Below are 13,533 nucleotides of genomic sequence, written 5' to 3'. Positions count from 1 at the left end.
CTAGGACACGCGGGAAGCGACGAGGGGCGAGCGGTGCACCACGGTTCCGGGGGCGTGAATCTCGTAGGCGCCCTCGAGCGCCTCGAGTGCGCGCGGGAACCGGGCCTCGTCGTCGGCCGACAGCGTGAACAGCGGCTGGCCCTTCGTGACGGTGTCGCCGAGCTTGGCGTGCAGGTCGATGCCGGATGCGTGCAGCACCGGGTCCTGCTGCCGCGCGCGTCCGGCGCCCAAACGCCAGGCGGCGATGCCGAAGGGCAGCGCCTCCTGCTTGCCGAGCACGCCGTCGGCGTCGGCCGTGACCGTGTGGGTGTTGCGCGCGACGGGGAGCGCCGCATCCGGGTCGCCGCCCTGGGCACGGATGGCGCGACGCCACGTGTCCATGGCACGACCGTCGGCCAGTGCGGCCTCGACGTCGGCATCGGGCTGGCCCGCCAGGGTGAGCATTTCTCGCGCCAGGGCGACCGTGAGCTCGACGATGTCGGCCGGTCCCCCGCCCTCGAGCACCTCGACCGATTCGCGCACCTCGTTGGCGTTGCCGATGGCGAGCCCCAGGGGAACGCTCATGTCGGTGAGCAGCGCGGACGTGTTGACGCCCGCATCCTTGCCGAGGTCGACCATGGTCTGCGCCAACTCGAGCGCCTTGTCGTAGTCGGTCATGAACGCGCCGGAGCCGAACTTCACGTCGAGCACGAGCGCGCTGGTGCCCTCGGCGATCTTCTTCGACATGATCGAGGATGCGATGAGCGGGATGGCCTCGACCGTTCCCGTCGTGTCGCGCAACGCGTAGAGCCGCTTGTCGGCCGGGGCGAGTCCCTTGCCCGCGGCGCAGATGACGCCGCCGACGTCGCGCAGCTGGGCGAACATCTCCTCGTTCGAGATCTCGGCGCGCCAGCCGGGGATCGACTCGAGCTTGTCGAGCGTTCCGCCCGTGTGGCCGAGGCCGCGGCCCGAGAGCTGCGGCACCGCCACGCCGAACGACGCGACGAGGGGCATGAGGGGAAGCGTGATCTTGTCGCCGACGCCGCCCGTGGAGTGCTTGTCGACCGTGACCTTGCCGAGGTTCGAGAAGTCCATGGTCTCGCCCGAGCGGATCATCGCGAGCGTCATATCGCGGATCTCGCGGCGCGTCATGCCGTTCAGGAGGATCGCCATGGCGAGGGCCGACATCTGCTCGTCGGCCACATAGCGGCGCGTGAAGGCGTCGATGAGCCAGTCGATCTCGGCCGTCGACAGCTCGCCCTTGTCGCGCTTGGTGCGGATGAGGTCGACGGCGTCGAAGGACTCGACGGCGGACGAAGCGGATGCGGCGGGGGTCGTGTTACTCATGGTTCTCTTCTGTGTAGGCGTTGAGGGTGCGGGGGCCGAACGCATCCGGCAGCACCTCGTCGATGGTTCGGATTCCGCTGAGGGTTTCGAGCAGCATGCCCGGAACGGCGTGTTCGTAGAGAAGCTGACGGCAGCGGCCGCACGGCATGAGCGTGTTGCCCTGGCCGTCGACGCAGGTGAAGGCCACGAGCTGGCCGCCGCCCGTGAGGTGCAGCGTGGAGACGAGCGCGCATTCGGCGCACAGCGTCAGGCCGTAGCTGGCGTTCTCGACATTGCAACCCGCGATGATGCGTCCGTCGGTGGCGATGGCGGCCACGCCGACGGGGAACTTCGAGTAGGGCACGTAGGCCTTCTGCATGGCCTCCATGGCGGCATCCCGCAGCTGGCCCCAGTCGATATCGCCCGAGTGCACCTCGTCGCTCGAATGCATGGTTGATTGACTCATCGTGTGGTTCTCCGACCTGTCGCTTGCTAAGACTTGATATACGGTTTGCCGGATGCCGCGGGCCCTCGCACTTGGCCGACGAGGCCGGCGACCGCGAAGATCGTCACGAGGTAGGGCAGCATGAGCAGGAACTCGCTCGGCACGCCCGAGCCGATGGCGCCGAGCGTGTTCTGCAGGTTGGTCGCGAAACCGAAGAGCAGGGCCGCGAGCGTGGCGCGGATGGGGTCCCAGCGGCCGAAGATCACGGCGGCCAGGGCGATGAAGCCCGCACCCGCCGTCATCTCTTTCGTGAACCCACCGACCGAGCCGAGCGTGAAGTAGGCGCCACCGAGGCCCGCGATGGCGCCCGCGATCGAGACGTTCCAGAAGCGGGTCGAGTTCACGCGGATGCCGACCGTGTCGGCGGCCTGCGGGTGCTCACCGACGGCGCGCAGGCGCAGGCCCCACTTGGTGAAGAACAGGCCGTAGAAGACGAGTGCGATGGCGATGTACATCAGGTAGATGATGATCGTCTGGTCGAACAGCACGCGGCCCAGGATGGGGATGTCGCTCAGCAGCGGGATGGGGATGCGCGGCAGACGCGGCGGCGTGTTGAAAGCCTCGGTGTTCGACGACAACACGGTCGAGTAGAGGAAGCTCGTGAGCCCCGCCACCAGAACGTTGAGCACGACGCCGACGATCACCTGGTCGACCAGGTACTTGATGGCGAAGGCCGCGAGAACGAAGCTCACGAGCACACCGGCCACGATGGCCGCGAGCAGACCCGCGAACGGGTTGCGCGTGATCGAGGCGACGAACGCCGACAGGAACGCGCCCGCCAGCAACTGACCCTCGATCGCCACGTTGACCACGCCCACGCGCTCGGAGATGACGCCGCCGAGCGCACCGAAGATGAGCGGCGCGCTGAGGGCGACGCTGCCCAGGAGCAGACCCGTGATGGGGATGGACTTGTCGGCGCCGGCCCAGGTGAGGAAGCCGTACATGAAGACGAAGCCGAAGACCGCAGTCAGCCACAGCGGAATGCGCTTGGCCTGGTTCGCGAGCCAGAACGCCGCGGCGGTCATCAGGGCGAGCAGGATGACGACCACGATGCCCGTCGGCATGACGGGGGCCTCGATCGAGGGCAGCTGGATGGCGTCGTTCTCGGCCGACAGGCGCAGCTCGGTGACGCCGTCGCGGCGGGCCACGAAGAACAGCAGGGCCGAGATGACGACGAAGATGGCGAAGGCGATGGGAGCCTTCCACTTCTTCACGACCGCCTTCTCGAGGCCGTCGTCGACCGGGTCGACCGTTTCGTGCGGGGTGTTGGGTGTGGTGACGCTCATTTCGCGGCCACCTCCTTCGAAACGTTGGGAAGCACTCTGCGGGCGCGGCCGCCGGGCTTCGGAAGGAAGAAGATCGCGCGCACGAGCGGCGGCGCGGCGATGAACAGCACGATGAGCGACTGCACGACCACGACGATGTCGACGGGGACACCCTCGGCGGCCTGCATCGAGAATCCGCCGGCCTTGAACGCGCCGAACAGGATGCCGGCGAAGAAGATGCCGATGGGCTTCGAGCGTCCGAGCAGCGCCACGGTGATGGCGTCGAAACCGATGCCCGCGTCGATGCCGCCCGAGAAGCCACCCGTCACGGTGCCGAGCACCTGCGAGACGCCGGCGAGACCCACGAGGCCGCCCGAGAAGAGCATGGCGTAGACGTAGGTGTTCTTCACGTCGATACCCGCGACCTTGGCCGCGTTGGGGTTCTCACCCACGGCTCGGAACCGGAAGCCGAGGCTCGAGCGGTTGAGCAGGTACCACACCAGCGCGGTTGCGATGATGACGAGGATGAAGCCGAGATGCAGGTTGTACTTCGAGCCGAAGAGCGCGGGGAACACGGCCGTCTCGGCCATGGGCGGCGACTTCGGGTTGGGCGAACCAGGTGCCTGCAGCAGGCCGGGCGTGCGCAGCATGTAGCTGATCAGGTAGAACGCCACGTAGTTGAGCATGATGGTCAGGATGACCTCGTGGGCTCCCGTGCGGGCCTTCAAGAAGCCGACGAGACCGCCCCAGATGGCGCCACCCGCGATGCCCGCCAGGACGGCGAGGGTGATGTGCAACGGCGCGGGCAGCTGGAACGAGAAGCCGACCCATCCGGCACACGCGGCCGCGATGAGCATCTGGCCGCGGCCACCGATGTTGAAGAGGCCCACGCGGAACGCGAGGCCGACACCCAGACCGGCCGCGATGAGCGGTGTGGCGAAGGTGAGCGTCTCGGTGAGCGGCTTGATGCCGTCGGCGAAGCTGTCGCGGCGGAAGTTGTAGACCGAGCCCTGGAAGAGCGCCGAGTAGGCGCCCGAGACGGCCTGCCAGATGGCGCCGAGCGTGTCGCCGGGGCGGCTGAAGAAGTAGCCGGATGCCGTCTGCACGTCTTCGTTGGTGGCGGCGATCAGGATGGCGCCGGCGATGAGCGCCAGCAGCACGGCCAGGATCGAGATGAGGAAGCTGCCGCCGAGGATCTCGTTGAGGATCTTGTTCGAGCGGGGGGCCTCGGTGTCGGGCTTCGGCGCGGGCTTGGAGGCCGGCGCCGGGGTGTTCTGCTGGTTGTTGTCGCTCACGCGGCTACTCCCGTTTCTCCGGCCATCATGAGGCCCAGTACGTCTCGCGGGGTATCCCCTGGAACGATGCCGACGATGCTCCCGCGGTACATCACGGCGATGCGGTCGGCCAGGGCCACCACCTCGTCCAGTTCGGTGGACACGACGATCACGGGAACCCCCGCGTCGCGCGTCTCGACCATGCGTTTGTGCACGAACTCGATCGACCCCACGTCGATGCCGCGCGTCGGCTGCGAGGCCACGAACAGTTTCAGCTCGCGGCTCAGTTCGCGCGCCAGCACGACCTTCTGCTGGTTTCCGCCCGACAGGCGGCCCGCGTGCGTGTTGATCGATTCGGCGCGGATGTCGAACTCGCGCTTCTTCTCCTCGGCGAAGTCGTTGAGGGCCTTCAGCTGCAGCGTGCCGCCCTTGACGAAGGGCTGCTGGTCGCTGCGGTCGAGCATGAGGTTCTCGGCGATCGTGAATTCGCCCACGAGACCGTCGTGCGTGCGGTCTTCTGGCACGAAGCCGACGCCCGCGTTGAGCACCTTCTTCACGCTCTGGCCGTTGAGGCGCGTGCCGTTCAGGCTGATCGAACCGTTGGTGCGCGGCTGGATGCCGAGGATGGCCTCGGTGAGCTCGGTCTGGCCGTTGCCCTGCACACCGGCGATCGCCAGGATCTCGCCCTCGTGCACCTCGAAGCTGACGTCGTTGACGACCTTGATGCCGTTGGCGTCGATCACGTCGAGGTGTTCGACGACCAGGCTGGCGGCGCCCGGGCGCGCGGGCTCCTTGTGCACCGTGAGCTCGACGTTGCGGCCCACCATAAGGGCGGCGAGCTCGGAGTTCGAGGCGGTCGGGGATGCTTCGCCGACGATCTTGCCGAGACGCACGACCGTGATGCGGTCGGCCACCTCGCGCACCTCGCGGAGTTTGTGGGTGATGAAGACGATCGATGTGCCCTCGCTCTTCAGCTGGCGCATGATCGTCATGAGTTCGTCGGTCTCTTGCGGCGTGAGCACGGCGGTGGGCTCGTCGAACACGAGGACCGAGGCATCCCGGGACAGGGCCTTGATGATCTCGACGCGCTGCTGGATGCCGACGGGCAGGTCGCCGACGAGGGCATCCGGGTCGACGTCGAAGCCGAAGCGGGCCGAGATCTCGCGCACGCGGGCGCGGGCGGCGTCGAGGTTGAGGCGGCCGCCGGCCTTGGTCTCTTCGTGCCCGAGCATGACGTTCTCGGCGACCGTGAAGACGGGGATGAGCATGAAGTGCTGGTGCACCATGCCGATGCCGGCGCGCATGGCGTCACCGGGGCCCTCGAAGTGTTGCACTCGATCGTCGAGCAGGATGTCGCCCTCTTCGGCCTGATAGAGGCCGTAGAGCACGTTCATCAGGGTGGACTTGCCAGCACCGTTCTCGCCGAGCAGGCAGTGGATCTCTCCCGGTTCGACCACCAGGTCGATGTGGTCGTTGGCTACGAGAGATCCGAATCTCTTCGTGATGCCGCGCAGTTCGAGCTTCATGTTGTTGAATCCTACGTCGTAGAGAACGGGTCGGGGGGCCCAGCCTGCGGCTGGGCCCCCCTCGCCTTGGTGCTGTGTGCGGGTGTTACTCGGACTTCGGCGACGACGGCGACTCGACCGTGATCGAGCCGTCGATGATGCCGGCCTTGATGGTGTCGAGCTCGCCCTGCAGGTCGGCGGGGACCTTGGACTCGTAGTCGTGGAACGGGGCGATTCCCACGCCGTCGTTCTCGAGCGTGCCCACGTAGGGAGCGGCGTCGAAGTCACCCTTACCGGCCGCCTCGACGATGTCGGTGACACCGGACTTCATCTGCTTCAGGACCGAGGTCAGGAAGAGGGCGTTGTCGGAGGCGGCGGTCTCGTAGAGGTCGGCGTCGACACCGATCATCGCGATGTCCTTGCCCGAGTCCTTGACGGCCTCGATGGCCGACAGGAAGATCGGGCCACCGACGGGCAGCAGCACGTCGGCGTTCTGGTCGATGAGCGCGTTGGCGAGCTGCTTGGCGGTGTCGTTGGCCTCGAAGCCACCGGTGAAGGAGCCGGTCTGGCCCGCGACATCCCAGCCGACGACCTTGACGTCCTTGCTCTTCTGCTCGTTGAAGTACTTCACGCCATCGGCGAAGCCGTCCATGAAGATGGTGACGGTCGGGAACTGCATGCCACCGAAGGTGCCGACGACGCCGGTCTTCGAGTAGGCGGCGGCCGTGTAGCCGGCGAGGAACGCGGCCTGGGCGGTGTCGTAGACGACGGGCTTGACGTTCTCGAGGTCGATCGAGTTGTCGTCGAGCATGACGAAGTCGACGTCGGTGTTCTCTTCGGCGGCGGCCTTGGTGGCGTCGGCGAGGGCGAATCCGACCGTGACGATCAGGTTGCAGCCCTGGTCGACGAGGTTGGTGATGTTCGGGGCGTAGTCGTCTTCCTTGTCGGACTGGACGTCCTTGGGCTCGACGCCCAGGGTGTCGGCCGCCTCGACCAGACCCTCGTACGAGGACTGGTTGAAGGACTTGTCGTCGAAGCCACCGGCGTCGGAGACGATGCACGGCAGGAAGTCGGAAGCGGCGGCACCACCGGAGGTGTTGTCCGACGACGGTGCTGATCCGCAGCCGGCCAGAAGTGCCACGAGTCCGACACCGGCGAGGGAGCTCGCTGCTGCCTTACGGAATGTGATTGTCAAGGTTTCCTCCATGAATGCTGCTCCGGAAGATTTCTCGGAGCCATATGGGCATACGTTACCCAATGTTACGGAGGCCACGATGCCGGGTCGGGCTTTGCCGCAGAAGCGTTACAAAGCAGTTCCTCACCGGATATTAGGCCGAAACAATTGGGTGGTGCACGGGTCTGCTCACATGAGCAGCTGGGGAAAATCGCCCGCGCGCCTGCGCACTGCACTGTTCAGACGAGCGACAGCACCTGCCCCTCCCAGCGCCGCCGCAGCCACCGGTCGTGGCTCGCCAGCACCACGGCGCCCGGGTAGGAGTCGAGCGCTTCCTCGAGCTCTGTCGCGAGCGCGAGCGACAGGTGGTTGGTGGGTTCGTCGAGCAGGAAGAGGTGCGGCGGCCGCGCGATGATGAGCGCCAGCGCCAGGCGTCGTTGCTGCCCCACCGAGAGCACGCCGACGGGTCGGTCGAGGTCGCGCGGCGCCACGAGGCCGAGCGAGACGAGGGGCGTGCGCTCGGCGCGTTGCTCGCCCAGCGTGCGTTCGTAGAGACGGCGTGGCGAGGCATTCGCATCGGGGAATCGCACGTCTTGTTCGAGCAGGCCGACGCGCAGGCCCGGGCGCTGGCGCCGGATGCCCCGGCCGGCAGGATCGGCGTCATGAGCGGGCCCGTTCGCCTGCGAGCCTGTGGCCCCCGCATCCGAACGGGCATGCGCGGATGTCAGCGGCAGACGCCCGGCGAGGACGGCGAGCGCGGTGGACTTGCCCGAGCCGTTGGCGCCCGTGATGAGCAGGCGCGTGCGCGGCGCGACGGTCAGCCGTTCAAGCGAGAGACGCCCGGGCACCTCCACGTCGCGCAGGCCGACCAGCGCCCCCTCGTTCGCCGACACCGTCGTGCCCGCCGGGATTCCTTGGAATGTCAGCGGCGCCGGCGGTTTGCGCACCTGCTCGGCCTCGAGGCGTTCGAGCCGGCCGGCGGCGTTGCGGATGCGGCGACTGATCTGTTGCACCACGCGGTCGCCGCGCATCCCGAACGCCATCTTGTTGTTGTCCGAGATCGGGGCGTTGTGCGAGACCGCGCGGGCCGTCTCCTGCGCCTCGCCGCGCAACCGGTTGAGCTCGTCCTGCTCGTCGGCGAAGCGGCGCTCCCAGCGCTCCCTGGCCAACCGCTTCTCCGAGAGATACTCCGAGAAACCGCCCCCGAACTGGGTCACCCCGTCAGCCGAATCGCGCAGGTCGAGATCGACCAGTGTCGTCGCGGCCTCGTCGAGGAAGGCACGATCGTGACTCGCGAAGAGCACGGGCCCCGACCATCCGTGCAGCACGCGCGTGAGGAACGCCGCGGCTTCGTCGTCGAGATGGTTCGTCGGCTCGTCGAGCAGCAGGGCCGTCGGCCGCGAGGTCAGCACAGCCGCCAGGGCCAGGCGCGAGCGTTGGCCGCCCGAGACGTCGTCGAGCGAGCGGTGCCGCGGAATCGAGTCGACCCCGAGCGCCTGCACGGCCTCGGCGAGACGCGCGTCGGCCGACCAGACATCCGCGCGTTCGGCCGCCGTCAACGCTCGATCGAAACGGCGGGCGGATGCCTCGGTGCCCTCGCCCAGCGCCGCCGCCGCTTCCTCGAGCTCGCGTTCAAGACCGCGCACCTCGGCGAGCGCGCGTTCGAGCAGGGCCCCGACGCTCTCGCCGCGTTCGTACCGGACCTCTTGCGGCAGGTAGCCGGTGCGAACGGGGCGCAGGATGTCTCCCGCATCCGCTTCTGCCTCGCCCGCGATGATGCCGAGCAGGGTCGATTTTCCCGAACCGTTCTCGCCGACGAGGCCCGTGCGGTTGCCCGCTGCAACGGCGAACGAGACGTCGGCGAGCACCCGGCGGTCGCCGAAGCGCCGGTCGATGTGACTGACCTTGAGGTAGTCGACGAGAGCTGATGTTCCGGTCACGCTCGCAGTGTCGGGCACGCCCGCGGGGTTGGTCGCCGCCACAGGGTCGGTCGCCGCCGGGACCCCGGTGGCGGCAGTTGTGAGGGGTCGTTTCGTCGCGGCCTCGGTTTCGTCTGAGTGAACCTCGTTCGTTCGTGCCGAGGATGAGTGGGTGTCGTGCTGTGGTCGCATGGGGACCGCCTTTCGTGGGGCGGAGCCGACGAACCCGAGGGGTCCTCACGTGCGGATGCCGGTCGTCACCGTTTCCGGCCGGGCGCGATCGACGCTTCGGGCGCGGGGACGCGCGAACGAGCGACGGCGAGCGGCAGGAGGGCACGGCGCCCGGGGCAGGGCACGAGCGTCGGCATCCGGATCTGAAATGCCCGCCGGGTGCTTCGCTCGACCGACGACCTCGGGAACGAGACGGGGAGCGCAACCGCGAACGGGCCGGATGTGCCGACGTTACAACTTCATGGCACCAACGATAACGGCCGGGGCGGCGCGATGCCAGACCCCGGCCGAAACCGATATGCAAGATTAGAGGACGTCGTCGCGACCCGACAGCTTCAGCGCATCGACGACGCTCTTCACCCGCTGCGCGTTCTGGCTCGTGGTGACGAGGAGCGCGTCGGGGGTGTCGACCACGACGATGTCGGTCACTCCGATGAGGCTGATGACGCGGTTCGACTGGCTGACGACGATTCCGCTCGAGGCATCCGACAGCACGCGGGCGTTCTCGCCCAGGATGGCGAGGTCGGTCTTGCGGCCCGACGAGTTGAGCTTGGCGAGCGAGGCGAAATCGCCCACGTCGTCCCAGTCGAAGTGCCCGGGGATGACGGCGAGGCGACCCGCGGCGGCGGCGGGCTCGGCCACCGAGTAGTCGATGGCGATCTTCTTCAGGCGCGGCCAGATGTGGTCGACGGCCGGGCCACGCGTCGCGGGATCATCCCAGGCCTCGGCGAGCTCGACGACGAGTGCGTGCATCTCGGGCTCGTGCCGCTCGAGTTCGGCGAGCAACACATCGGCGCGCGAGATGTACATGCCCGCGTTCCAGAGGTAATCCCCCGAGTGCAGGTAGCGCTTGGCCGTCTTCAGGTCGGGCTTCTCGACGAACGAGTCGACCTTGGTGGCGAGTTCGGCACCCGGGACGTCGAGCTGCGTGCCCGTCTTGATATAGCCGAAGCCGATGGCTGGTTCGGTGGGCTGGATGCCGATGGTCGTGATGTAGCCCGCCTCGGCCGTCTGCACGGCCTGCGTGACCGTGCTGCGGAAGAGACGGTCGCCGCGGATGACGTGGTCGGCCGCGAACGAGCCGATGATGACATCCGGTTCGCGCTTCATCAGGATGGCCGCGGCCAGGGCGATCGCGGCCGTGGAGTCGCGCGGGTCGCTCTCGAGGACGATGTTGTGGTCGTGGAGGTCGGGCAGCTGGCCCTCGACGGCGGCGCGGTGGGCCCGGCCCGTGACGACCATGATGCGGTCGGGACCGGCGAGCGGCTCGAGGCGATCCCAGGTGGCGCGCAACAACGACTGGCCCGACCCCGTGAGGTCGTGCAAGAACTTGGGTGCATCGGCACGGGACAGGGGCCAGAGGCGGGAACCAATGCCACCGGCGGGGATCACACTGTAGAAGCGTTCGAGGGCAGTCGTCATGCCCTCACCATAGCGGCGGCGCGTGACGATTCCCCGCATTCGACCCCGCTTCTTAGGCACACCTAACCGGCGCTCCCCAGGTGAACGACATAGACTTGCATTACGCGCCGATTTGACGCGACGGAGGCCATGACGGCCACCGTCAGCCGCAAAAGTCAGGGAGGGTCGTTCGTGTCACTGAAGACGGCAGGGACTCCACCGATAACTCAGTCCGGTCCCAAACGACCCGCAGGTACTCTGTACCGCGGTCGCGAAGGCATGTGGTCGTGGGTGCTTCACCGAATCACGGGTGTCGCCATCTTCTTCTTCCTGCTGGTCCACATCCTCGACACGGCCCTCATCCGGGTCTCCCCCGAGGCCTATAACGCCGTCATCGGCACCTACCAGACGCCCATCATGGGCCTCGGTGAGGTCGCCCTGGTCGGCGCGATCGCATATCACGCCTACAACGGCCTGCGCATCGTCCTGATCGACTTCTGGTCCAAGGGCTCGAAGTACCAGAAGGTCATGTTCTACGTGGTTATCGGCCTGTGGGTCGTCACCATGCTCGGTTTCGTGCCCCGGCACCTGATCAACGTGTTCTCGCACTAGAAGGGGCCAGATCATGACGACGACAATCGACGCCCCCCGCACCCCCATCCGCCCGGCGCCCAAAAAAGGCGTGAACTGGGAGAAGTGGGGCTGGATCTACATGCGCGCCTCCGGTGTGGTGCTGGTCGTGCTCATCTTCGGTCACCTCTTCGTCAACCTCATGGTGGGCGACGGCGTGAGCGCCATCGACTTCGCGTTCGTGGGCGGCAAGCTCTCGAGCCCGTTCTGGCAGTGGTGGGATGTCGCGATGCTGTGGCTCGCGCTCATCCACGGCTCCAACGGCATGCGCACCCTCGTCAACGACTACTCGCGCAACCAGACGGTCGGCAAGATCCTCAAGGGCGCCATCTTCGTCTCGGCCGTCGTGCTCATCGTGCTCGGCACGCTCGTGGTCTTCACGTTCGACCCGTGCCCCGCCGGTGCCCCCGCCGACCTGGTCGCGTCCTTCTGCCCCACGAGCTAGACCTTCTGAACGACGAGTTCCGGCCCCGCTTCACCACCCACCAGAATTACGGATGTACCTGTGACCTCATCATTCTCGGCCGACACGACCGCTGAATCCACCGTCATCGACGGAGTCCACTACCACCAATTCGACATCGTCATCGTCGGAGCGGGCGGCGCCGGAATGCGCGCCGCCATCGAGGCCGGGCCCGGCGCCAAGACGGCCGTCATCTCGAAGCTCTACCCCACGCGTTCGCACACCGGTGCGGCACAGGGTGGCATGGCGGCGGCCCTCGCCAACGTCGAAGAGGACTCGTGGGAGTGGCACACGTTCGACACCGTCAAGGGTGGCGACTACCTGGTCGACCAGGACGCGGCCGAGATCCTCGCCAAAGAGGCCATCGACGCCGTCATCGACCTCGAGAACATGGGCCTGCCGTTCAACCGCACGCCCGAGGGCAAGATCGACCAGCGCCGCTTCGGCGGGCACACGCGTGACCACGGCAAATCGCCCGTGCGCCGCGCCTGCTACGCCGCCGACCGCACGGGACACATGATCCTGCAGACGCTGTTCCAGAACTGCGTGCGTCTCGGCATCAACTTCTTCAACGAGTACTACGCGCTCGACCTCATCATGACCGAGGTCGACGGCGTCAAGAAGCCGTCGGGCGTCGTGGCCTACGAACTCGCCACGGGCGACATCCACGTCTTCCAGGCCAAGGCGATCATCTTCGCCACGGGCGGTTTCGGCAAGATCTACAAGACCACCTCCAACGCGCACACCCTCACGGGTGACGGCGTCGGAATCATCTGGCGCAAGGGCCTGCCGCTCGAGGACATGGAGTTCTTCCAGTTCCACCCGACCGGTTTGGCCGGCCTCGGCATCCTGCTCACCGAGGGTGCGCGCGGTGAGGGAGCCATCCTCAGAAACGCCTCGGGTGAGCGCTTCATGGAGCGCTACGCCCCCACCATCAAAGACCTCGCGCCGCGCGACATCGTCGCCCGCTGCATGGTGCAAGAGGTGGCCGAGGGTCGCGGCGCCGGCCCCCACAAGGACTACGTCTACCTCGACTGCACGCACCTCGGGGCCGAGGTGCTCGAGACCAAGCTGCCCGACATCACCGAGTTCGCGCGCACCTACCTGGGCGTCGACCCGGTCGTCGAACCCGTGCCCGTCATGCCCACGGCGCACTACGCCATGGGCGGCATCCCCACCAACGTGCGCGCCGAGGTGCTGAGCGACAACAACACCGTCGTGCCCGGCCTCTACGCCGCCGGCGAATGCGCCTGCGTGTCCGTGCACGGCTCCAACCGTCTCGGCACCAACTCGCTGCTCGACATCAACGTGTTCGGCAAACGCGCCGGCAACAACGCCGTCGAATACGTGCAGAACGTCGACTTCACGCCGCTGCCCGAGAACCCGGCCGCCTTCGTGCAGGAGCTCGTCGAGAACGCCCGCAACTCCAACGGAACCGAGCGCCTCTCGACCATCCGTAAAGAGCTTCAAGAGCACATGGACCGCAACGCACAGGTGTTCCGCACCGACGAGTCGCTCGCCGAGGTCACCGAGACGATCCACAACCTGCGCGACCGTTACCGCAACATCGCCGTGCAAGACAAAGGTCGCCGGTTCAACACCGACCTGCTGGAGGCCATCGAACTCGGCTTCCTGCTCGACCTCGCCGAGGTCGTCGTCTACTCCGCTCGCAACCGCAAGGAAAGCCGTGGCGGCCACATGCGCGACGACTACCCGAAGCGCGACGACGAGAACTACATGAAACACACCATGGCCTACTTGACCGGCGACCCCCTGTCGTCCGACGCGGCAGACCACATCACGCTCGACTGGAAGCCCGTCACGATCACGCGCTACCAGCCGATGGAGAGGAAGTACTAGA

General features: G+C 67.2%; 11 protein-coding genes. 3 read left to right on the top strand and 8 right to left on the bottom strand.

Annotated features, from left to right (window positions below):
* The 8 genes from ALI44B_RS14505 to ALI44B_RS14470 all read right to left on the bottom strand — a co-directional run bounded on the left by ALI44B_RS14505 (nucleotide 1) and on the right by ALI44B_RS14470 (nucleotide 10,600).
* Complete coding sequence (locus ALI44B_RS14505; protein ID WP_077055264.1) at nucleotides 1-1,326, bottom strand: thymidine phosphorylase; 1,326 nt, start codon at nucleotides 1,324-1,326, stop codon at nucleotides 1-3.
* On the bottom strand, nucleotides 1,319-1,825 hold the full coding sequence (locus ALI44B_RS14500; protein ID WP_286140845.1) for a cytidine deaminase: 507 nt from the start codon (nucleotides 1,823-1,825) through the stop codon (nucleotides 1,319-1,321). Before ALI44B_RS14500 ends, ALI44B_RS14505 begins: the two co-directional genes overlap by 8 nt.
* Nucleotides 1,798-3,096 carry an ABC transporter permease gene (locus ALI44B_RS14495; protein ID WP_077055262.1) on the bottom strand — a complete coding sequence of 433 codons (1,299 nt, stop codon included), beginning with the start codon at nucleotides 3,094-3,096 and terminating at the stop codon, nucleotides 1,798-1,800. Before ALI44B_RS14495 ends, ALI44B_RS14500 begins: the two co-directional genes overlap by 28 nt.
* Nucleotides 3,093-4,370 (bottom strand): ABC transporter permease, encoded by a 1,278-nt coding sequence (locus ALI44B_RS14490; RefSeq protein WP_083710073.1) that lies wholly within the window; start codon nucleotides 4,368-4,370, stop codon nucleotides 3,093-3,095. The genes ALI44B_RS14495 and ALI44B_RS14490 overlap by 4 nt, the downstream gene beginning before the upstream one ends.
* Nucleotides 4,367-5,875 (bottom strand): ABC transporter ATP-binding protein, encoded by a 1,509-nt coding sequence (locus ALI44B_RS14485; RefSeq protein ID WP_077055261.1) that lies wholly within the window; start codon nucleotides 5,873-5,875, stop codon nucleotides 4,367-4,369. Before ALI44B_RS14485 ends, ALI44B_RS14490 begins: the two co-directional genes overlap by 4 nt.
* Before the next feature lie 85 nt (nucleotides 5,876-5,960).
* On the bottom strand, nucleotides 5,961-7,049 hold the full coding sequence (locus ALI44B_RS14480; protein WP_077055652.1) for a BMP family lipoprotein: 1,089 nt from the start codon (nucleotides 7,047-7,049) through the stop codon (nucleotides 5,961-5,963).
* A gap of 218 nt (nucleotides 7,050-7,267) precedes the next feature.
* Entirely contained in the window at nucleotides 7,268-8,968 is a 1,701-nt protein-coding gene (locus tag ALI44B_RS14475; RefSeq protein ID WP_077055651.1) for an ABC-F family ATP-binding cassette domain-containing protein, read from the bottom strand.
* A gap of 516 nt (nucleotides 8,969-9,484) precedes the next feature.
* Nucleotides 9,485-10,600: a mannose-1-phosphate guanylyltransferase gene (locus tag ALI44B_RS14470; RefSeq protein WP_077055650.1), complete on the bottom strand. Its 1,116-nt coding sequence runs from the start codon at nucleotides 10,598-10,600 to the stop codon at nucleotides 9,485-9,487.
* 171 nt (nucleotides 10,601-10,771) lie between these two features.
* Between ALI44B_RS14470 and sdhC the strand changes: the two genes are divergently transcribed.
* Genes sdhC through sdhA form a run of 3 tightly spaced genes read left to right on the top strand, consistent with a single transcriptional unit; the run spans nucleotide 10,772 to nucleotide 13,532 of the window.
* Nucleotides 10,772-11,191, top strand: a complete 420-nt coding sequence (gene sdhC / locus ALI44B_RS14465; protein ID WP_077055649.1) for a succinate dehydrogenase, cytochrome b556 subunit — start codon at nucleotides 10,772-10,774, stop codon at nucleotides 11,189-11,191.
* Between the two features lie 13 nt (nucleotides 11,192-11,204).
* Nucleotides 11,205-11,654 (top strand): succinate dehydrogenase hydrophobic membrane anchor subunit, encoded by a 450-nt coding sequence (locus ALI44B_RS14460; protein ID WP_077055260.1) that lies wholly within the window; start codon nucleotides 11,205-11,207, stop codon nucleotides 11,652-11,654.
* Nucleotides 11,655-11,714: 60 nt separating this feature from the next.
* Nucleotides 11,715-13,532, top strand: coding sequence for a succinate dehydrogenase flavoprotein subunit (gene sdhA / locus ALI44B_RS14455; protein WP_077055259.1), 1,818 nt, complete (start codon nucleotides 11,715-11,717; stop codon nucleotides 13,530-13,532).
* Nucleotide 13,533: the final 1 nt, after the last annotated feature.

It is taken from the genome of Leifsonia sp. ALI-44-B, from assembly GCF_001984125.1.
Taxonomy (GTDB): domain Bacteria; phylum Actinomycetota; class Actinomycetes; order Actinomycetales; family Microbacteriaceae; genus Okibacterium.
Note: the sequence above shows the minus strand (reverse complement) of the source record. Positions and strands in the feature narration are given on the sequence as shown.

What these genes read in the sequence shown, in the direction of transcription:
- ALI44B_RS14470 (WP_077055650.1), bottom strand. Translation starts at nt 10,600, where the DNA reads ATGACGACTGCCCTCGAACGCTTCTACAGTGTGATCCCCGCCGGTGGC.
- ALI44B_RS14460 (WP_077055260.1), top strand. Translation starts at nt 11,205, where the DNA reads ATGACGACGACAATCGACGCCCCCCGCACCCCCATCCGCCCGGCGCCC.
- ALI44B_RS14505 (WP_077055264.1), bottom strand. Translation starts at nt 1,326, where the DNA reads ATGAGTAACACGACCCCCGCCGCATCCGCTTCGTCCGCCGTCGAGTCC.
- ALI44B_RS14495 (WP_077055262.1), bottom strand. Translation starts at nt 3,096, where the DNA reads ATGAGCGTCACCACACCCAACACCCCGCACGAAACGGTCGACCCGGTC.
- ALI44B_RS14485 (WP_077055261.1), bottom strand. Translation starts at nt 5,875, where the DNA reads ATGAAGCTCGAACTGCGCGGCATCACGAAGAGATTCGGATCTCTCGTA.